The 21054-nt window shown below is 50.7% G+C and carries 14 protein-coding genes; all 14 read right to left on the bottom strand.

All coding sequences use genetic code 11. The features are described from left to right. Window positions 1-197: 197 nt before the first annotated feature. The 14 genes from BM412_RS31905 to BM412_RS18975 all read right to left on the bottom strand — a co-directional run bounded on the left by BM412_RS31905 (window position 198) and on the right by BM412_RS18975 (window position 21009). Window positions 198-392, bottom strand: coding sequence for a hypothetical protein (locus BM412_RS31905; RefSeq protein WP_143111655.1), 195 nt, complete (start codon window positions 390-392; stop codon window positions 198-200). Beyond that, on the bottom strand, window positions 370-2757 hold the full coding sequence (locus BM412_RS18915; protein WP_091221759.1) for a hypothetical protein: 2388 nt from the start codon (window positions 2755-2757) through the stop codon (window positions 370-372). The genes BM412_RS31905 and BM412_RS18915 overlap by 23 nt, the downstream gene beginning before the upstream one ends. A 70-nt stretch (window positions 2758-2827) precedes the next feature. Further along, on the bottom strand, window positions 2828-4900 hold the full coding sequence (locus BM412_RS18920; RefSeq protein ID WP_091221762.1) for a DUF5054 domain-containing protein: 2073 nt from the start codon (window positions 4898-4900) through the stop codon (window positions 2828-2830). Further along, on the bottom strand, window positions 4887-7331 hold the full coding sequence (locus tag BM412_RS18925) for a glycoside hydrolase family 38 N-terminal domain-containing protein (RefSeq protein WP_256256445.1): 2445 nt from the start codon (window positions 7329-7331) through the stop codon (window positions 4887-4889). The genes BM412_RS18920 and BM412_RS18925 overlap by 14 nt, the downstream gene beginning before the upstream one ends. A gap of 59 nt (window positions 7332-7390) precedes the next feature. Further along, window positions 7391-8275: a carbohydrate ABC transporter permease gene (locus BM412_RS18930; protein WP_091221767.1), complete on the bottom strand. Its 885-nt coding sequence runs from the start codon at window positions 8273-8275 to the stop codon at window positions 7391-7393. Window positions 8276-8287: 12 nt separating this feature from the next. After that, entirely contained in the window at window positions 8288-9160 is an 873-nt protein-coding gene (locus tag BM412_RS18935; RefSeq protein ID WP_091222931.1) for an ABC transporter permease, read from the bottom strand. Between the two features lie 118 nt (window positions 9161-9278). After that, window positions 9279-10985, bottom strand: a complete 1707-nt coding sequence (locus BM412_RS18940) for an extracellular solute-binding protein (protein ID WP_091221771.1) — start codon at window positions 10983-10985, stop codon at window positions 9279-9281. Window positions 10986-11067: 82 nt separating this feature from the next. Then, window positions 11068-12753, bottom strand: a complete 1686-nt coding sequence (locus BM412_RS18945; RefSeq protein ID WP_091221773.1) for a response regulator transcription factor — start codon at window positions 12751-12753, stop codon at window positions 11068-11070. Next, window positions 12746-14494 carry a sensor histidine kinase gene (locus BM412_RS18950; RefSeq protein WP_091221775.1) on the bottom strand — a complete coding sequence of 583 codons (1749 nt, stop codon included), beginning with the start codon at window positions 14492-14494 and terminating at the stop codon, window positions 12746-12748. Before BM412_RS18950 ends, BM412_RS18945 begins: the two co-directional genes overlap by 8 nt. Before the next feature lie 351 nt (window positions 14495-14845). Beyond that, window positions 14846-16312, bottom strand: a complete 1467-nt coding sequence (locus BM412_RS18955) for a glycoside hydrolase family 28 protein (RefSeq protein WP_091221778.1) — start codon at window positions 16310-16312, stop codon at window positions 14846-14848. A 17-nt stretch (window positions 16313-16329) separates the two neighbouring features. Continuing rightward, the gene (locus BM412_RS18960) at window positions 16330-17433 is read right to left on the bottom strand and encodes a glycoside hydrolase family 88/105 protein (protein ID WP_091221781.1); all 1104 of its coding nucleotides are present in this window, start codon (window positions 17431-17433) and stop codon (window positions 16330-16332) included. 41 nt (window positions 17434-17474) lie between these two features. Beyond that, window positions 17475-18350 (bottom strand): carbohydrate ABC transporter permease, encoded by an 876-nt coding sequence (locus BM412_RS18965; RefSeq protein ID WP_091221783.1) that lies wholly within the window; start codon window positions 18348-18350, stop codon window positions 17475-17477. A 21-nt stretch (window positions 18351-18371) separates the two neighbouring features. Next, window positions 18372-19295: an ABC transporter permease gene (locus BM412_RS18970; RefSeq protein ID WP_256256495.1), complete on the bottom strand. Its 924-nt coding sequence runs from the start codon at window positions 19293-19295 to the stop codon at window positions 18372-18374. 127 nt (window positions 19296-19422) lie between these two features. Further along, window positions 19423-21009, bottom strand: coding sequence for an extracellular solute-binding protein (locus BM412_RS18975; RefSeq protein WP_091221788.1), 1587 nt, complete (start codon window positions 21007-21009; stop codon window positions 19423-19425). Window positions 21010-21054: the final 45 nt, after the last annotated feature.

Raw genomic sequence — 21054 nt, forward strand, 5'->3', positions numbered from 1 at the left:
GCAATACGTGAAGGTATTGTTGCGGAATGAAAGGAATCTATTGGATATTTCATCCCCATAACGACATGGAACCCGCTAACGGAGTGGATTCCGATGATAGTCGACCATGAAAAAAACGTATGGATATATAGTAAATAAGCCGTCCCCCGGTTGAAACCCGTGGGACGGCCTATGTCTTCGCACTATCGTTGCATACTTTACTTCAAGATTGCCTGTATAAACATGGTGAAGATCGCCGACGCTTCTGCTCTTGTAGCCAACCCTTGCGGATACGTTATGGCCCGTACCTTTGATGATGCCGGCTTGACGTTTGGTCTTTCGTACTCGCCGAAACAAGCGCAGTCTTGACATTGCCTGCCGGTGTTGCCGTTAGCCGTTCTTCCAATCGGCATGAACCGCTTCAGGCGCACTCCGGGTCGATACCTTGACACTTATAGAAGGCTTTGGCTCTCCTTCGAATTGACAGCTGAACGAAAGGGTCTGACTCCCTGCGCGAACGATCGGGGCATCTGATGAAGCCTGCACAGTACGCAGCACATTCCAATTTTTGTCCATTATGATGCCAATGCGCTCGCCGTTATAGGACAAATATTCACCGGCGCGCACTTCCGTTTCAAACGTCAGATACGAGCCATTCACGCAGATCGTCGGACGCTTTATGAAGCCTTCCTCGTTACCGTACGTTGACTGAACGCGCATGCAGAACCTTAACGGCTGCTCATCATGCCTGTTGTAAAACGGCCAATCCGCGCCTCCCGGCTGACCCGGCTGCAGTTCTTCCGGACTGCATTCCAGCGGAGCAGACAGATGGATCGCATACAAGTTCCACCGATCCCCATCAAGCTGCTCAAGATGCCAGTCGCTCTTGGGATCCTTCAGCTTCTCACGCTGCTCCGGAGAGAATGCACCGATCTGCCGCGCTCTCTCCCAGCTGCTTACGCTCTCAAGCAGATGGTCGATATTTCCATTCCGACCGAGCACTGCCATTTCGGCAGATAACGCGAACCCGGCATCAAAACCGGCCGCCTTCGACAATACCCATTCGATCTCTTCCGGCGTCGTGGCCTCGAACCGACTCGATGCAGAGCGGATGAGAAACCATCCCAGCATCGGAGGGATAAAGTTTCTTTCGAAATAACGCTGGTTGCTTAGCCGCCACTCCAGCTGTCCTTCGCGTGTCGCCACCCCCCAAGGCTCGCCCCAATTAAATCTTGTAAATACATGCCAAGAGTAATTGGAAACGACAATGCTCGCGTCGTTAATCACTTCATTATCCCAGCCGTCGTAGCAACGTTTAACAAAACGGTTTACGCCGTAATCATCTTGCCCCGTTGCATAGCAGCCTTCCAGGCCATCGAAGGAAATTTGTTTCAAGCCCGTGTAACGGAAAAGCTGGCCAATCCGTTCGCTATAGTCGTCCTGCAGCTCGATGTTCGGAAAAAACACATTATACGGATGATCCCATAAGCGGCTAATTCCAGAACCCGCTGTATGCCCGGCAGCGGCTGTCATGTTTACTCCCCTTCTGACGTCAAGAAGCTTCCATGGAGCACTTTCCGATACGGAACCATATTCGATGAGTTCTTTGCCGATGATTGCCGTTTGGCGATAAAGACTGACTTGGAAAGGCTTGGGGTTGTCAATGATCAGCTCGGAGGTTTCGGCTTCGCTCACAGCTTCGATTAAACGAGCTTTACCCACGGTTTGCAACCTCTCATCCGGTTCCGGCGTTACGTAGGGATCATTCAGTGTCGTGAAATTCGAAAGGGTATGTACACCGACATGCACGCCTGCCGATTCAGCCGCTTCCACGCTCGCTCGCAATCCTTCATCCCCGTTCGGAAAGCTTTCCGGCTTTAGCACGAAATGTCCCCATTGTACGAACGGGTCAGGATGGTACACGTATTTGAGCCCCGCCTGCTTCGTGTATCTGACTGCTTCCGTGATCGTCTCTTCGGTGAAATTGGTGATCAAATACGATTGCTTCGCAGCGGGCGACACTTTCCCCCACACGCCTTCAATGGTTGGATGCGGCAAATTTTCGCCCAGCTCAACCGCCTCAATCGTTTCAAGAACGTTCTCGGCAGCGCATCCGAATAAGGCGACTTTAGATCCCACGATTGCGGCATCCTCGTGATTTAACGGGGCAACTTCAATATCATTGATGCCCCATACCGGTCTAATGCCGCCCTTGGCACGATTTCTTGCGTACGCTTGCAGCAGACTGCCTTCCTTCGTCGGCCACGCCGTGCATGCGTTGTATTCGAACTTTCCATCTTCATAGAGGCTTTCGGCAAATGCCAGCGGCTTCAGCTCTGAGGGCCATCCGCCTATTGTTTTAGCGTTTAATGAGAATAGACCCACTGCAAATTTATGATTATGGACCACCCCGACGGATTCTCCGATCGATCCTGCAATTGTCGTTTCGTATGGCCCCCAAATAACAGCATCGATCTCACCTTTTTCATTTGTTTCGCTTATCTCTGTAACTTCAAATGATGTATAAAGCTCCTTCGAACGGATGGCAACATGCACCCACACGCCGCTGCCTTCGAAATAAAGCGATAGTTTGCCCTCTCCATCGTCATATGAAGCGCGGCATGGACATTCGATTGTTCCGTCCCTTACGATTCGAAGCAATGGAGAACCCTGGCCAGCCTCGTACCCTGTACCATGAAGCGCGTCCTCAAGGCGCGTTATTCTGCCCGCTTCATCCATACTAAAAGCCAATGAACCCGCATTCAATTGGGCGTTCATAGATTCTCTCCTCTCAAAAAAAGGGCGAAAATGGGTTGACCAATTTTCGCCCTTTGCTTGTATCTATCCCTTATCCGTGCGACTTCAGCGTAAGACGGAATCGGTACTTCATATCATCCTCGAACCACATGACGAAATTGGTGCCCCATACATTGTTATGGAGATTAAAGTGAAATCCGCCGTCAAGCGGGGCGAAGCCGTTGTCGAACTGCAGGATTCTCTTCGCTCCCGGACAAACGATGGGCGTATCCAGCGTTTCGATGACCGCTGCGCCGTCCGCGCCGGCATAGAATAATCCGGACTGCACCCCGTGCATATTCCGGTTGCCGTTCTTGACTACGGACAGCGGAGATATACGGCGTCCCAGCTTATCCATTTCCCATAAATTCGGATTGTCGACAAGCGGCGAGAAGGAAAACCAACTCGCTTCAGGCAGGCGGCAGGCTTGTTTCCCCTGCCAATCCAACTGGACATCAAGAATCGGAGCATTACGCTGAAAGGTATACAGAATGTTCAACCGTTGCGGAGCTCCGTGATGCTCGCACACGTAATCCGGCAGCTTTAGTTCAACGCTAACAACATCGCACGCCGGCTTTCTGTCCAATTCGATCCTCTCCACGTTCGCCTTAAACAGTCTGTGCGTCGGCTTCGGATCAACAAACTCAATTCCCGGCTTGCCCAGATCCGCTTCGGCCCAGCTGTGATGGAGCGGCAGGTTGGTTACATATTCGTTAAAATATTGGTCGTAGCTCTCCTTGCTGAACGTTTCATAAATGAAGCTGCCCAACTGGTGCTCTTCATCCGCCCAAACCTTCCCTGCTTCATCAATCAAAGAGCAGATGGAACCCTCGGAAGAGAAAGCGACGCGGAATGCCCCAAGCTCATAGGATTTACCGATAAGCATAGGCTCGGCATGAACGGTCGCTTGGCGTTCCGAAGAAGGATCAAGCCGCTCAAGCGCGCTCGCCGCTTCTCTCGCCAAAGCTTCCGGCAGGGCGCCAATAGCCCGGGACAAATAGTCGCGCTGTTCTTGCCACGAACGCTCCACTTCGCTGAAGCGTCGGGTCGGATTCGCCAACTGACGGAGATAATCGAACTTTCTCCACTTCGTGTCATCGATCACATCCCGCTCTCTCGCGGCAGCTAAGGCAGGTGGTGAATAGCTGCTAAAGTCTACAAGATAAACGGATTCATTCAAGCCCCACGTATGCTCGGGAACGAGCATTAAATCATCACAAAACCGAGCGTAAACTTCGCCTTGCGGATCCAGCGCGCCAGAACTTACCCACTGATCGCGCAAACGAAGCAGTTCGCGGTAACGGGCGATTTTCCACGGATCAGAGGAAATGCCGTGAATCCAGGAGTCTCCGATCTCCTCCGTAACGACCGGCAAGAGATGCTTGACGGCCTGCAGCTTCTCGGCATACGCATCCATTGTCGACGCTACGATATCTGCGCCGGGATACTCATGCTGAAGCCTATCATACAACGCTCGTACTTCCTCGATGGATGGCGGTCCATCGTTGTCTCCCGTATGAGCGAAGTACAGCGCATCTTCCATCCCATCCAGATAGAAAGGCCTGCCGTAAGCGTCGGCATAATTCACGATAATTTCGGATCCATCCGATGCGCGCCATACGAACAGCTTCGGAACCGACGGATTCTTGCTTACAGGGTTCACGCCAAGGTGCAGATATTGGATGCCTCGCTCCGCCATCATCGGGACAATGGCGATCGTATGGCCGGGAACGTCCGTCATTTTGGAAGCAATCGTCTTGCGTCCGTACTTCTCATCCAGCTCCTGCGCAAGTGACAGTCCATATTCAAACAAACGCTCATCCATGATTTCCGTATGGGTCGTAAACGGCAGGCCATGCCATACGATGCGGCCTTCTCGAATACCTTCCTCCATACGAGCGCGCATGGGCTCGGACGCATGTTGCAAATACTGCTTGATTAACCAGGAGCCCGTCGTCCATACGAACTTCACGGGTCCTTCCTCTTGCGCGAGCTTCTCGGATAGCTCCAACGCTTGCGGGATAAAGCTGTTCATATACCGATCGAACACATCCTGCGCCATATGGGTAAACCCGATATCCAAATGCGTTTTGAAAATAACGTGGACTCTCTTAATCGCGTTCATCCTGCTCGTCCTCTCCAATGCGCCAAGCGGTCAGCCCTGCGCCCATCGTATGGCACTGCCCGATTGCTTCGGCAGCGGATGTAATCGAATCGCTCCATGCCAAGCTATAGCGGAACTCGTAGAAGCCGCCTAGCGTCGCTTTGAAATTCGTTTCCCAGTAATTCGTCATCGCCCAAATGTAAAGCATAGGCTTTATATCTTCCGTTTGCTGCGTATGCAGCAGACGTTTGCCATACTCCAGCGTGCCCAGCTGCAGAAGCGGTGTATCCGGCGTTGCCAACGTAAGCGAGCCTTTATCACTCACATAAGCAAGTCCTTCTTGAATGCACGTAAAATCAAGCAGAGTGCCTGGGATTTGGTCTACCCACGGACGAACCAGCGCGCCTGCTTTCTCAATCCAGAGCGTCTCTTCGCTTCCCGCTCCGGATGTAAACGGCAAGGAGAAATAGACATTCTCCGGTTCCCAGACGGAATCTTTATGAAGCCGTACAGCGACATCGACACGGTTTATGGTCGCGAACACCTTTAGGAACAAGGAATAATAGCTTATGCCCGGAAGCTCAAACTGCAGCTCTACTGAACCGAACATCGGTCCGTTTTCTAGTAGTTTCACTTTCACGAGACGACCGGCTGATCGGCGAACATTCATCCCTTTCCGATTGCGTCCCATCGAACCGCGAGCCGAAACGCCAGGTGTCACTTCATATACAGGTGTGAACGCACCATGATTGCTGTCATCGCGAATCTGTTCTTCACCGGTCTCCTTGTTGATCCAAGAATGGATGCCTTCCTCTTCCGACCAGCAAATGCGAACAAATGGGGATTCGATCGAGAACTGGTTTGCGATAACGGCTCTTTCCGTTCGACCGCTTGAAAACATGTCATCGACGTCATCAACGTTATCTGTAGCAAGCAGTCGGTAATTATTCGTTGTTTTCTCCTTTGACACCTTGGCCGGACGAAGCCTATACGCCTTCTGCTCCCCTGGCGCAAGACTAGCTTCGACCGTGACACTTTGATAACCGGGCTGATGAGGAACGACAAGTCCCGTGCTTTCATCGATGACTTCGATGCCATGCTTGAAGGTTTCATTCTCGAAGCCTTCCCATTCCATTTCGACAAGCTGCCTGGAATGCTGCAGCTCCGTATTCGCGACGCGGTAACGAAGAGCTCGGCCTGGGTGAAGCAGTGTGCCGCCTTTCGCATTTCGCACTTTATCCAACGCCGAATGAGCCAGGCGGCTTCCATTCGCGGCATAAGCAAGTTTACGCACCTCAAGCATTTGAACATTAAAGTGCCACGGCTGGTTAACGGAGGTGTGGAATCCCCATGTATGCTCCGCGTACATCACGAGTTGACGCTCAATTTCATCAAGTTCCCGACGACTTACGATACGCTGCTCCGGATCAAGCCGCTTCACCTTGCGAAGCACGCGCTGACCATCCTTGAAGATTTGCGTATGCATCGGCGTCGAACCCGCGCCATCCGTCCACCAATCCGGCCAATCCCCGGCATGGACAGGAATATCGATCGGCTGACTTTTCACATGCTGGAAAAACTCGCTTAAGGTCGCCATTCGAATCTGTACCTGTTCCCCGTGACGGGCATTCCATCTATTGATGACGTCCATAATCGCTCCGTTCGGCGACCCGTTGTCCGTCGCAAGGCCCGAGACCGTTACCGGCACGAAATCATACGGATAGTTCTCTTGTTCAAGCAAGCTTAAATAGCGGTCAATTCGTGCATCCATAATTTCATCGTGGTTGCCGACGATCGCCGGCGTATGGAACTCATCGCGAATGATGTAGCTGCCTACCGCATCCGGACACATGCCCAGCTCGTTACCCAAGAAATAATGATCCCCGTTCCAGACGAGCAATTTCTCTCCGCTTGGCGTCTCCCACCAGAATGGCGTCTGTTTCTTTCCCAGAGCGAACATGCCGTGATGCGTATGGATACAGGAGAATAAATGCTGCACACCGGAATCCAGCAAGCTTTGTCCATAGCCCCAGCTATAGCCATTAATGTCAGCCGTCATGGCCGAATCCACGTGCCGGCCAATGCTTCTTCCATACTCAGCAGCCTTGGAATGAATAGCTTGAAGTAAATCATAATCGGCGAGCTCCGTCATATTCAGATAAGTACCGGACAGCTCGATATCGCCGCTGCGAACCGCTTCCGCGAAGTCACGCTTTTCCTCTTCGGTCGCTTCCTCCAGAAACTTCTCGACCGCCCAGAAGGTTTCGCACGTCCACTTGAACCCTTTCCACTCCGCTTTCTGCCCTTGCTCAATTTGTTTCGTAATTTGCAGCGCTTGCCGAATGAAATCGACATGGAATTGCTCAATTCTTTCTTGTCTTCTTGTATAGCCGATATCGGTATGAGAATGATGAATGACGAATATGCGCCACTTGCGCCCCAGCTTTTCCATATGCATGTTAATGAACAGTCCTCTCAAACGTATGAATGATGATTCCTGTGATTCCAGTGCTACTCTTTCACGCTTCCCACAACGATTCCTTTGACGAAGAACCTTTGCAGGAACGGATACACAAGCAGGATCGGCAATGAGCCTACGATAATTTGAGCGGCCTTCGTCGTACGGTCGGAAATCTCGGACATATGCTTCGCCTGCAGCATGCTGATTTTGTTGAAATCGGGCTTGATAATGATCGTCTGCAAATAGGTAGCAAGCGGATATTTATCTGGCGACTTCATCAGAATCAGCCCGTCAAACCAAGAGTTCCATTGACCGACAAAGGCAAACAATAGGATGGTCGCAATCGAAGGCATGGAAATCGGCACCAGAATGCGCCACAACGTCGTCCAATGCGAGGCCCCGTCAATGAAAGCGGACTCCTCCAGTTCCTTCGGCAAGCCGCGGAAGAAATTCAGCATGAGAACGGCATTAAACACTTGAACCGCTCCGGGCAGCACTAACCCCCATATCGAGTTGTCGAGCGAGAACATCTTAATCGTCATATACCATGGAATAAGTCCTCCGCCGAACAGAACCGTAAACATGAAGTACCATGCGTACAAGGTCCGAAACCGGAAATCCTTCATTTCCTTGGATAACGGATACGCCAGCAGGATCGTAAAGAACATACTGATCGATACCCCGAGCACGCAGCGCTCTATCGAAATGAGAAATGACTTCACAAACTGAGAGTTCGAAAAAATAAACGAGTATGACGCCACCGTCGCATCTACTGGCCATAGCTTGACTAGCCCAGCGGACGCGGCAGTGCTGGTGCTGAATGAAATCGCAAGTACATGCACCATAGGAGCCAGACATAAGAGCGATAACAGAATAAGAAAAACATGATTAAATACGCTGAACGTACGGTATTTAAACGACGGACGATGAAACATAGGTTTGTCCCCCTAAAATATGCGATAGTTAGATAGTCGGTACGCGAGCCAATACGAGATGCTGATCAGCAGTAAGGACACGACGGATTTAAACAGCCCCATCGCCGTTGCAACACTGTATTGCGCATTGACGATACCGGTACGATAGACGAGCGTATCTAATATATCGCCTGTTTCGTATACGGTCGCATTATACAGGGTGAAGATTTGATCGAATCCGGCATTAAGCACATTGCCTAAGCTTAACGTCATCATCAGGATCACAATCGGGAAAATGGACGGAACCGTAATATGCCTGGTTTGCTGCCAGCGTGTAGCGCCATCGATGACAGCCGCTTCATATAAGGACGGATTCACGCTTGTAATCGCCGCCAGATAGACGATCGTACTGAAGCCGAACTCCTTCCAAACATCCGAAATAATCAGAACAGGCCGGAACCAATCGTTGCTGCCCAAGAAGAAGATAGGTTCAAAACCCAGACTCTTAATCACTTGGTTAACAATCCCTGACTCGGGAGACAGAATGTCTATTAATATCCCGCCCAATATAATCCAGGACAGAAAGTGAGGTAGATAGATCAGCGTCTGAATGCCGCGCTTAATCAACGCGTTTCGAACTTCATTGAGCAGCAGCGCGATCGTAATCGGTACAATCAGACCGACAACGATTTTAATAGAGGCAATGATGAGCGTGTTCTGGATCGCCAGCATCGTATCCGGCATCATGAAAATATATTCAAAGTTATCGAAGCCCACCCATTTGGAATGGAAGAAGCCCATTAACCCCTTGCCTTTAAGGCGAACAAACTTTTGAAAGGCGAGCACGATCCCAACCATGGGGAAATAACTGAAAATAAGAGCGAAAATAAAGCTGGGAAAGATCATGGCATGCAGCGGAAGTTCCTTTCTCAACCTTTTATACACAGAGGCACCTCCCAGTTTCCCTATAAAAGTAAAGAGAGAGGAGTGAGGGACTCTCCTCTCTCTTTCTATTCACTTCCTATTACTGCTTCGCTGCCCAATCATTCACTTCGGATGTAATTTGATCGCCGCCAAGCTTCTTCCATTGCTCGACGAACTTATCGAATTCATCGATCGGGGCAGCGCCCATAATGATTTTGGTAAAGGTTTCATTTTGCAATTTGTCCAGCACGCCTTGTTTTTCGACCATCGTCGGCGTATTGGCGCCTAGGTAACCCGTCGTAAGCAAGGTATCTTTATACCCGGCCAATACCTCGAATGAAGATTCCGTCGGACCCGCTTGACGATAGGTAGCCCACTGTTCCTGATCGCCGTTCATGAACGCCGTAATTTTCTCGTACAGCGACTTTTGCTCCGGATTCAGTGTAGCCGTATCTTTGGATTCCACTGCCCCTTTAATCGCCAGGTAGTTATCCGGAACGTCCTTATTCGGAGCGAATACTTGGAATACCGGGTATTGGAAGAGCTCTGTTCCTTTTGCGGATACGGAGTATTTCGTCCAGTCCGCCGTCTCGCCGTAAGCGCGTTCCAGCCACAGGTTCAGCATCTTCACGATAACTTCAGGATGCTCGAAGCCATCTTTCGCCACATAATATTCATAGACCGGGAAGCCTACGCCCGGAATGGCCGGCTTATCATCTGCGGAAACGATCGGGAACGGCTTCCATTCCATGCCTGGATTTTGCTTTCTCGCGTCATTGAACGGCCAGTAGGAGTACCAGTTTGCTCCAAAATAGATGCCTACTTTGTTTTGGGAGATGGATTCAATCACTTTTCCTCCATCTTTCACCGCAAACTCTTTATCCAAGTAGCCGGCTTTATACAACTTCTGAAGCTCCGATAATGCTGTTTTCATCTCAGGAGCGATGTTTCCGTTTGTCAGCTTTCCGGAAGCGTCTTTCACCCAAATGCCGGGATACGCATGGAAACCGTTGTAGAAGCCAGTTAAACCACTAAGCTCTTTGCTGATCGCCAAGCCGAACGTGTCATTCTTGCCGTTGCCGTCCGGATCTTTGGTAATGAAAGCCTCGGAAATTTTGAGCAGCTCGTCCATAGTCTTAGGCTGCTGCAGACCCAATTTATCCATCCAATCCGTACGGATCCACAGAATGTCTGCGCTCGTAATGTTGCCGCCGAACTTCGGAATCGCCATCAGCTTGCCATCGAACGTAGCCGCTTTGATCGCAAGGCCTCCGTCTTGATTGGCCAATTCCTTCAGTGCGGGTGAAGCGTACTTCTCCCATACTTCCGTTAAGTCTTGAATTTGCTCGCCTTCTACCAGCTGGTTCATCTGCTTCGTAGTGACGCCGAATGTATCCGGAATATCATTTGAAGCGATGGAGATATCCAGTTTATTGCTATCTCCGCTTGGATCTCCCAGCCAGTCATAAACAAGCTTAATGCCTAGAGCGCTTTCATATTCTCTGGTCCAAACATTATTCTCATTCGTATCGCCATTCTCAAAGCGATCTGCCGGGAGGGCCATGCGAACCGAATGTACGGTAATGGGCGGATCGTATTTACCGAATGGGTCCACCGTGCCTTCAGCGTCCGTGTTAGTCGATGCCGTATTTGTATTTGCGCTGTTATTTGCGGTTGTCGATTCACTGTCTGTCGACTGCTTCGAAGCTTCATTGCCCGCATTGTTATTTTCCCCGCATGCCGAAAGCATAAGCGAAGTTGTAAGTAAGCAAGCGGCGAAGAGTGTAATCCGTTCCTTTCTTGCCATTTCGTAAACCCCCTAGGTTTGAATGTTTTGCTCACAAGTTGATTATAAGTAGACGAAGGGGCGGCCAGCTATTCGCCATTCTTTACTTTGCACTCGCATTTCTAGACGTCACGACGCTTTCTCGATATTCCTGAGGCGTCATCTGCAAGGCCTTCCGGAAGAAGCGAAAGAACGATTGCTCCGATAAGAAGCCGACAGAAGTAGAAATTTCATGGATTTTCAAGCGATTTTCTTCCAGCAGTTCTTTGGTTTTCGCAAGCCTCGCCGTCATAATATAGTCGGACAAGCCTTCATTCGTGACTTGCTTGTACAACCGAGATAGATACGAAGGATTGTGTCCAACCACGTCGCCAATGCGATTAAGCGTCAAATCCCCTGCTATGTTCTGCTGAACATAACGCTGCACCATCCGGATCACATCGTGCTCCTGATTTCCTTTGCCTGCCTGTTTGTGCTCAAACAGCGCCTCCGCCAGCTTATAGAAATAGTCCACGACTTCCTTCCAGTTATCATGACAATCAAGGGCCGTCATTTTCCCCAAATTGACTCGGCCTCCAACCTCGCTCTGAACTTCCCAACGGTTGATATAAGATAAGAAGATGGAGACGAGCGTGAAATAAACTTCCGTCTTTATAGCATTCTTAGCAGCCGCGCACTCTGTCAGCGCTGTCATAATGCCAACATATTCAGCCATAAATTGCTCCTTCTGCCCGTTCTCCAGCAAGGTTTGCAGCAAATTCAGCCTCTTGAGCTGCTTTCGTTGATCATGCTCTAATTGATCGGCAGAGGTAATGGTTAGGGTTGGCTCTATAAGCAACTGCTGCTGACTTAGCCCAAGCCCCCGGTTTAGGAGCTGCTGCAAATGCTCGAATTGCTCCGCTATGCGATCCCACGCCTTGAACGATGCGCCAATGGCAATGGATAGATTCAGCTTCAGCAAGACACTGCAAGAGTCTTGCATCATCTCTGCCGTTCCTTTAAGAAAAACCAGACACCGCTGCTCTAGCTCGGCAAGCTCGGCAACCGATAAATCTCCCGTGTGCTCATTGGGCTGAATCAGCCACAGCAGCTTTGTTTTTCTCTCAAAATCAAACGAAATTAAAAGTACCTTCGCCGCTAGATATTCCTTTGCAATGTTCTGAATGGCAAATAGATATAACGATTTGTCAAAAGGACGCGTGTCCTCCTTCCAATCGTCTATCCTGCCGATCATAGCTACGACAGGTTTAGTAGGATCAAGTTCAATGTCAGCTTCCTCGAAGCTTCGGCTGAGCATCCCATTTGCGAGCGCCCCCCCTTGTACAAGCTCCATAAGCAGCTCTTTCTGCAGTAATGGTGTCATCGCCTGCATCTGCTGCTTCGATTTGGCAATATACGCTTCAGCCTCGACCGCTTCCGATAGAGCCGTCAGTGCTTTCTGAACGGAAGCGACGATCGCCTCTTCTCCTTCAGTCTTTAATAAGTAATCGACGCCTCCGTTACGCATCGCTTCATGGATAAAGTCAAAATCGTTGTAGCCCGTTAGAAAAATCACCTTGCATCGCGGCCAATATTTGATGATCTCGCGATGAAGCTCTAAGCCGCTCATGCCCGGCATCCGAATATCCGACAAGACAATATCGATTTTAACCGTTTGCATACAGCCGAGCGCTTCCGCAGAGGAATACGCGCTCAGAAGCTCTAATTCCGGAATCGCCTTTCTTTCAAACAAATCCAGCACACTTTCTACGATGAACGGTTCATTATCAACAATGAGTAATCTATACATTCTTCTCAGCTCCCTTAGTCGTTAATCTCATCTCCACCAGAACGCCTCCCTCAGCGCCTCGAGATACAGCAAGTCCATAGTGCTCGCCATATCTTAGCTGCAGACGTCGATGCACGTTCAGAATGCCGGTTGATTCTTTCGTCAGATCATGTTGCATCCGATGTCGCAATTCTTCAAGCGCCGCTTCCGAAATATTCTCGCCATTGTCCTCTACTTGAATCAATAGATCCTCGTCTTCTATTGCAAACCTTATTGAAAGCAGGCCATTCGAAACCTTGTCTTCCAGACCATGCACATAGGCGTTTTCAATAACGGGCTGCAGAATAAGCCTTGGTACAGGAAGCCTCCGGAACGCCTCCGGCAGCTCCTCCCATTCCACTCTGATCTGCCTGGAGAAGCGCAGCGTCTGAATCTCTGTATACGACTTGGAATGATGGATCTCCTGATCAAGCGGAATGGTTTCGTTGCCCGTTCGAGTAATGAATTTGAAATAATCCCCAAGATGTTGGAGGAGGTGTTCCGCCGTTTGAACATCACGCATCCGAACGAGTCCCTGCAGCATAAAGAAGCTGTTATACAGAAAATGCGGATTAATCTGAGACTGCAGCTGTTTCAGCTCCGCTTGCTGGGAACGAATGCGCTCCTCATACACTTCGCCGATCAGCTTATTTAATTGACTGACCATGACATTGAATTGCCCGTACAAATATTTGAACTCGTCGCTGTAATTATGATCAAGCTCGATCTGCAAATCCCCTCGTTCCACCTTCCGGAAAGAACTGACAAGGCGTTTGAGCGGACGGTGAATCAAGCGGAAGATCCAGTACGAGAACGCAACGATAATCACGATGGATAAGATGGACAACAACCATAGAAATTTACGGTACTTATCCAGCGGACCAAGCACTTCATCAGCAGGGATATAAACGACCAAATAGGTGTCCAGCAGCTTCGAGTATCCATAGGTAATGACGTAATTTTTGCCTTTTATGCTAATATTGCTTTGATCGATTGCTCTGCCTTTGAGATCCGGGTTGTTCAGAAACGCCTTAATCTCAGGTAAGAGCTGATCGTGTTTTCCATCCGAGAATGACCAGTTCTGTTTGACGTTAATAAAGGAGGCTCCTGCGCCATCCATGTCGACGATTTGACGCAGCGATTCTTGAAGCTTCTTCGTGGATAGATCAACGCCGAGCGCAATCGTTAAGGGCAGCTTCTGGAAAGGGTCCGGATACACTTCGCTCAGAAAGAGCCCCTTCTCCCAATAGGTGATCTTCCCTCCTGTACGGCCGGACATTTTCAGAGCGTTTAACTCGTCCAGCGGAATGTGATTGTCATAGCTGTTGGAGAATATCCCTCTCTCCATAGAAGGGATGTAAACCTTGACATTCTCGACGTATAAACTTGACGTTTTTAATAGATTCAGCCTGTCTTTGACTTTAAGAATCGTCTGAACTCTCGTGTAATCATCCATTTCCGCGGCGATCGTTCGAATTTTTTGAAAATCCTCGTTAAAAATCAGTTCTTTGTTGATTTGGATAATGCGCGCCATTTCACTCTCGAAAGAGCTCATGTAGAATTGCACATTGTTCACTACAGATTGCGACAGCTCTTCACGCATGTTCTTCTCGGCGGATTGAATGATATAAATGCTAATGCTAAATATCGGTATAATGACGATTAGAAACGCTAACAGAAGCTTGGTAAATATACCCGCATTAAATTGCTTGAATACTCTCATCCTGATCCCCCGTGTTCGTTGAAATCAAACTCTCAGTTCATTCGACAAAAACCATGCTTCCCCTTTATACCATTTTTTTGTAGGCAACAAAAAGATCGAATTTCCCCCTATTTCTGCCGCATGAGCAGGGGGATTCATTGTCTCTTGGCATGGTATCGATGTCGTTTCCTTTCTTAGACAGGTCCTAATTCCCCCAATATCGGTCGCCGTGAATACATGAAAAAGGCAGCCCAATGAGGCTGCCCTTTATCTTCGTTTCCATATTTATGCTCTGTTCGCAGCGCCGGCTCCCAATTGATAGGCGCATCCGGATTCCAAGCGACATTCTGATAGCAGTTCCTTTATCCGCTGTTAGTGGCGGATTTCCGGCGTTCGGGTTACGTTAACCGAACGTACAACCACGATATCGGGCGTGTCCGGATGGACCTGCTTCATCTTGAAATCCTTCACTTCAATATCGCAGCTGTCTTCTAAACGCAGCGCAGGGCCTTGTCTTGTTTCGATCCGCACGCCATTCAGTTCCAGGTCCCTGACATGCTTGCACAGCATCCCCTCGCCTGCCGCGACGAATGCATTGAATACCATATCGGGCTCATCCCCGACTTCACCTTGATCCGCAGTCATTTCGATATGTACCTGATTGAGCTGCACGTCTCGGATCGGCATCTCCGGCAGGCCATGCAGGAAACCGGCCGAAGCACGGCAGCGCTTGGCCGTTACGCCGCTTATCCGGATATGTTCGATGACAGGCGTGGCTTCCGTTACCGGTCTGGCCTCGGCACTGCCGATCAACACGTCGGACTTATCGACACCGTGGCGGTAGAAGGCATTGATCGTTAACGGACACAGCACGTCCTCCATATAGAGGTTGCTGACCAATATGTTTCGGATATATCCGCCCCTGGCGCGGTTCGTCTTCATTCGGATTCCGCGGTCCGTTCCGATAAATATACAGCCGGTTATGACCACGTTGCGAATGCCGCCTGCCATTTCGCTGCCCATCACGATGCCGCCATGCCCCCGTTTCATCGTGCAATTGGCCACCGTAATATTTTCCGATGGCCTGGCGACTCTTCTCCCGTCTTCATCAATACCCGATTTAATGCAGAGGCAGTCATCCCCGACGTCAAAATGACAATCTGAAATTCGCACATAAGAACAGGAATCGATATCCAAGCCGTCGCCGTTCGGAGCGTCATGCGGATTGCGAATCGTAACCCCATGAACCGATACGTTGCGGCAATAAACCAAATGCACGTTCCAAAAAGGAGAGTTCTGCAGCGTGACCCCTTCAATGCGGACATCCTCGCAATCGATGAATTGCAGCAGAGGCGGACGGAGAAACTGGGACTCCCACTCGACGATATTACTCGTGTACGAACGGATCAGCGGCTCATTAAGTACCGCCAGCTCCTGCGCGACGTCACTTGGGATTTGCCCGCCCTGCCGCAGTACGCGATTCGCCTTCCACCATGAATCCCCCTGTCCGTCGATGACGCCCTGCCCCTTGATCGTGATCTGCTTCAAGCCTCTTCCGTGCAGCAGCGGCGCGAACGCGAAGCACTCATACCCCGACCACCTCGTCGGAACGGGCGGATAGCGGTCGAACTCCGAGCGAAATAACAGCAAGGCGCCTGCCCCAAGCTCCAACGTCATCCGGCTCTTCAGCACGATTCTTCCGGTCAAATATCGGCCCGCCGGTATATATACCGTTCCTCCTAGATCCGAGCAAGCCTCAACCGCTGCGGCAATGGCTTCGCTATTGTCAAAGATTCCGTCACCGATCGCGCCAAACCGGGTTATATCGAAGATCGACATGATCTACATCCGCTCCTTCATCGGTTGCTGTCCAACAAATCGTTGATCGCAGCGCATGCCATAATGAAAGCGCCAACGCCGTGCAGGTCATTCCTGCTGGTTGGGCGAGTCACATAGTTCTCGTAATCGCCGGCAGACGTCCCGATGCAGATATCGGGCATGACGAGCCTGCCTTGTTCGTCCTGCTCCATGCGGGAGATTAGCCCATGATACCCGCTCATCGCCGCATCCAAGCATTCGTCGCCTATGACGCCTTGCCGAATGCCCCTCGCAATGGCATGCACGAATAGGCTCGTGCATGAAGTTTCAAGCCAATTATCGTCGTTATGGCCTTTATCCACCACCTGATACCACAAGCCGCTCGACTTATCCTGATAACGGATCAGCGAATGTAGGAATTCCCGCTGAACTACCGCCAACGGTTCTGCTTCCTCGTCCCTTCTCAGAACGGATAAAAACTCGGCCAAGGCCAGTCCATACCAGCCGAGCGATCTTCCCCAAAATTCGGGCGAACACCCTGTCTGATTATTCGCCCATGGCATCTCGCGGCTTTCGTCCCAAGCATGATAAAGAAGTCCGGTGCGTTCGTCCTTCATCGCTTTGCGCATAAGGCGCTCCTGAAGAAGTACCATCTCTTTCAACCGATCGTCGCGGTACGCACGGTCGTACTTGAGCGCAAATACGCCGCCCATATACAAGCCGTCGAGCCACATTTGATAGGGATATTTATCCTTATGCCAGAAGCCGCCCTCCGTCGTCTTGTTGAACGTGTCAAACAGCCCTCTTAACCGGTCAGCCGCCAGCCGATACTTAGGTTTGCCTGTCCGTTCATGCAGCCGGAACAGCAGCAAACCAGCCTGAATGGCATCCAATTCATCACGGGCAGCGTACAAATTCCCGCAATCGTCTACTAATCCGTCAACGTAGCCTTGGATATACGCCTCGTATTTGGGCTCGTTCACTCGTTCCGCGAGCATCTCCATCCCGCACAGGAACACCCCTTGATGATAGTGCCATCGGCGTGCAGGCGGAAGTTCCTCCGGCCTATAGATGTCCATGATCGAATCGCAGGCGTAGCGCGCCCACTCGATCGGCGTTCTTATGCTTACCTCCATTATCATCGCAGCTCCTCCGTTTGCTTGTAGTGTGATCCATCTCCGCACTAGCCTTTCATCGATCCGAGAAGCGCACCTTTGGCGAAGTGCTTCTGCAGGAACGGATATACGGCCAGAATCGGCAGCGTAGCCACGACGATAACGGCCATCTTAACTGCCTGGTCGGGGGGAGGGACGGCACCGTCGAGACTCGAGCTGTAATCCAAGCCGCTCGCCAACACGACGATCTGGCGAAGCAGTACTTGAATCGGCCACATGCTGCTGTCATTCAAATACAGAATCGCATTGAGATAGGTATTCCAATAGGTTACGGCATAGAAAAGCGAAATGGTCGCGATGGCCGGCATCGACAGCGGGAGCACGATTCTGAACAAAATGCCGAAGTCGCTGCAGCCGTCTATTTTGGCCGATTCCTCTAATCCCTCCGGGATGTTCTGGAAGAAATTGCGAAGAATGATCATATTAAATGCGCTGACGGTCAGCGGCAAAACGAGAGCGGCATACGTATCGATTAAATGCAGCTCTTTGACAACAAGAAAGGTCGGGATCAGCCCGCCTTGAAACAGCATGGTGAAGACGACCAGAAACATGATCGTCCTGCGGCCGTCCAAATCCTTGCGAGACAAGCCATACGCCATCAAGGAAGTGATCAACATGCTAAAAGCAGTGCCGAGCAGCGTGACCGATACCGATACCATGATCGACCGGAATATCGTGCCCGTCGAGAAGACGAAGCGATAGGCTTCGAAGCTGATGTCGCTTGGGAAAATAATGAATTTTTTGGCCGCCATCTCCGCACTGGTCGTCAACGAGCCTGCCACGACATGGAGGAACGGAAGAACGGTGGCTAGCGATATAATCATAAGCAGGATGAAATTGACGCTGCTCAGCAGCCGGCTTCCGAACGTGCGATCCTGGATCATGCGGTTTCCTCCCGGTCGTTCTTAGTAGATGCCATCTTCACCGAATCGCTTGGATAGCTTGTTCGCGGCGATGACCATGATCAGCCCGACGAACGATTTAAACAGTCCGACCGCCGTGCTGTAACTGAATTTCCCTTGCTTCAATCCTGCCGTATAGACGTAGGTATCAATAATTTCGGCCACTTCGCGGTTCATGGAATTGAGCAGCAAATACACATGTTCAAATCCAAGCTCCAGCACGTCCCCTACCTTCAGGATGAACAAGACGATGATGACGCTGCGGACAGCCGGGAGCGTAATATGCCAGATCTGTCGAAGCCGGCCGGCGCCGTCCATTCTTGCGGCCTCGTACTGCTGCGGGTCGATCGCCGCGATGGCAGCCAAATAAATGATCGTTCCCCAGCCGGCCTCGCGCCAGATCACCTGGATGATGTAAGTCGGACGGAACCATTCGGAGCTTAGAAGGAAATTCACCTTCTCTAACCCAAGCGCTCCTAACACGGAATTCACGATGCCGCCGTCCATCGTCAGCATGACGTAGCTGATGGACACAATAATGACCCATGACATAAAGTGAGGCAGATAGATAAGCGATTGAAACAACCTCTTAAAGCCGCTGCTCCGTACTTCATTGAGCATTAACGCCAGCAGGATCGGGACCGGAAAATAGAACAAGAGATTGAGTCCGAACAAAATAAGCGTGTTGCTCAGGATGTTCAGAAAGTCAAGCTCCGTGAACAACCGGTTGAAATGTTTGAATCCGACCCATTCGCTTCCCGCGATCCCTTTAAACGGTTTAAAGTCCTGAAACGCGATGGCCAAACCGAGCATTGGCGCATACTTGAAAATCAAGAAATAGAGCAATCCCGGCAGTATCATGACATAGAGCCATATATTTCGACGAAGCCGCCTTCCAAGCTCGCTTCCGGCATGTGTCGTTCCCATGGTTGCCGGACGAGCGGTCCATTCCCGCATCGTGCTACTCCCTTCCGCCCGCATGGATCGAAGAGGCTGTCATACGCGATCCGACAGCCTCTTCAGCTAGTTGACTACCAATCTGGGTGAATCCGGTCTATTTCTGATAGACTGCGTTATACTCCTCGATAATTTGGTCGCCGCCGCGTTTCCTCCAATCCTCGATTGCTTTGTCGAAGCCGGCCTTATCGATCTTCCCGTAGATATACTGGTACGTAGCATCCGTAATCAGAGTCTGGAGCTCCACGCCTTTCTCGGTAAAGGTCTGGGAATCAAGCGCAGCGGCCGGATCCAAGATGGCGATTTTCTCGTTTTCCTTCGTGAATTGTTCCGCATGGATTCTGCCCGGGAGCGCATAATAGCCCTCGTACATGCCGTTTGTTTCCGATTCGCCGACAAGACTGTCCTTGAAGCCCTTCACTTCCCGCTCGATCAGATCGGAATCCTCCGTCACCTTCGCTTTGCCGTTTTCGACGGTATAGTGCTTGCCTTCGATTCCCCAGAACATCACGTTAGCCACTTCGGGCGTCATCAATTTATCGTAGAAAGTAAGGACTTTCTTCAATTCTCCCTCATCCTTAATGGCAGATTTAGGGAAAAGAACCACGTTGTTGTAACCCGGTATCGCCCATGTAGCTAACTCGCCGTTCGGCCCTTTGATCAGAGCCAGCGTATCGATGGCAGCCGTCGGGACGTTCTTGATTAAATCTTTGTTCAGACTGTCAACGTCCGACATCGCGCCGATGTACATCCCTGCTTTGCCGCTCGTGAATAGGCTGACTTGGTCCGTCTTGCTGGTTGCCGCGAAATCCTTGTTCATGGCACCGGCATCGCGGATGGTCTTCATGAAATCCATGGCCGCCGCGTATTGCGGGAACATGAAATCAGGCTGCAGCTTCCCGTCCTTCTCGCCCCAATTATTCGGCGTCGCGTACCAAGAGGCGACTGTCTTGAAGGCGCCGTAGATCAGATCGTTCCGGTCCGCGAGTCCGATCGTGTTCGGTTTACCGTCACCGTCCGGGTCTTTCTCGGTGAAAGCTTTAGCCATTGCAATGACGTCGTCTACGGTCTCCGGCGTTTTCAATTGCAGTTTATCCGCCCAATCCTTGCGGTAAATAATGCCTTGGCGGGCAAGCGGTCTGCCGATATAAAGCGAGAACAGCTTGCCATCGACCTTCGTATTGTTCAGAATCAAAGGCTTCAGCTTGCTCAAATTCGGGAATTCGCCAAGCAACGGGCCGATCTCCCAAAACTGGCCGTCGCGAATCGCCCCTTTCATCTGCATAAACGTAGCTTGATTTTTCAAATACGTGACTTGCGGAAGCGCCCCGGTGGCCATGGTCGCGTTCAGCTTATCTTCATAGGTGTCCGCCGGAAAAAATTGATACGTCAGTTTCGTGTTCGTCAGCTTCTCGATTTCATTCTTAATGGTGTCAGGCGGCGTTTGCGCAACGTTTAGCGGAAGCATGATCGTAATCTCCGTCGGCTCCTCGTTCTCAGGCGCCGCCGGTTCCGTTGTTTCGCTTGTCGCAGGTTCGTTGGTGCCTGCCGCTTCATTTACTTTCGTGTCGGTGCCGCTATTCGCTTCATTCACGGCGTTCCCGCCGTTATTTCCACCGCATGCCGAAAGCATCGTGCTGAGTACCAAAACCGTGCCAATCTGAACAAAAGTCCTTCTCTTCATCTTGCTTGACCTCCGCATCGATTTGTTATTAGGAGCTGCACGTCA

It is taken from the genome of Paenibacillus sp. BC26, assembly GCF_900116125.1.
Classification (GTDB): Bacteria; Bacillota; Bacilli; order Paenibacillales; family Paenibacillaceae; genus Paenibacillus_Z; species Paenibacillus_Z lignilyticus.

Bases quoted from the DNA above. Each gene is read 5' to 3' on its own strand.
- BM412_RS31905 (WP_143111655.1), bottom strand. From the start codon at position 392: ATGCCGATTGGAAGAACGGCTAACGGCAACACCGGCAGGCAATGTCAA.
- BM412_RS18915 (WP_091221759.1), bottom strand. From the start codon at position 2,757: ATGAACGCCCAATTGAATGCGGGTTCATTGGCTTTTAGTATGGATGAA.
- BM412_RS18920 (WP_091221762.1), bottom strand. From the start codon at position 4,900: ATGAACGCGATTAAGAGAGTCCACGTTATTTTCAAAACGCATTTGGAT.
- BM412_RS18925 (WP_256256445.1), bottom strand. From the start codon at position 7,331: ATGGAAAAGCTGGGGCGCAAGTGGCGCATATTCGTCATTCATCATTCT.
- BM412_RS18930 (WP_091221767.1), bottom strand. From the start codon at position 8,275: ATGTTTCATCGTCCGTCGTTTAAATACCGTACGTTCAGCGTATTTAAT.
- BM412_RS18935 (WP_091222931.1), bottom strand. From the start codon at position 9,160: ATGATCTTTCCCAGCTTTATTTTCGCTCTTATTTTCAGTTATTTCCCC.
- BM412_RS18940 (WP_091221771.1), bottom strand. From the start codon at position 10,985: ATGGCAAGAAAGGAACGGATTACACTCTTCGCCGCTTGCTTACTTACA.
- BM412_RS18945 (WP_091221773.1), bottom strand. From the start codon at position 12,753: ATGTATAGATTACTCATTGTTGATAATGAACCGTTCATCGTAGAAAGT.
- BM412_RS18950 (WP_091221775.1), bottom strand. From the start codon at position 14,494: ATGAGAGTATTCAAGCAATTTAATGCGGGTATATTTACCAAGCTTCTG.
- BM412_RS18955 (WP_091221778.1), bottom strand. From the start codon at position 16,312: ATGTCGATCTTCGATATAACCCGGTTTGGCGCGATCGGTGACGGAATC.
- BM412_RS18960 (WP_091221781.1), bottom strand. From the start codon at position 17,433: ATGATAATGGAGGTAAGCATAAGAACGCCGATCGAGTGGGCGCGCTAC.
- BM412_RS18965 (WP_091221783.1), bottom strand. From the start codon at position 18,350: ATGATCCAGGATCGCACGTTCGGAAGCCGGCTGCTGAGCAGCGTCAAT.
- BM412_RS18970 (WP_256256495.1), bottom strand. From the start codon at position 19,295: ATGGGAACGACACATGCCGGAAGCGAGCTTGGAAGGCGGCTTCGTCGA.
- BM412_RS18975 (WP_091221788.1), bottom strand. From the start codon at position 21,009: ATGAAGAGAAGGACTTTTGTTCAGATTGGCACGGTTTTGGTACTCAGC.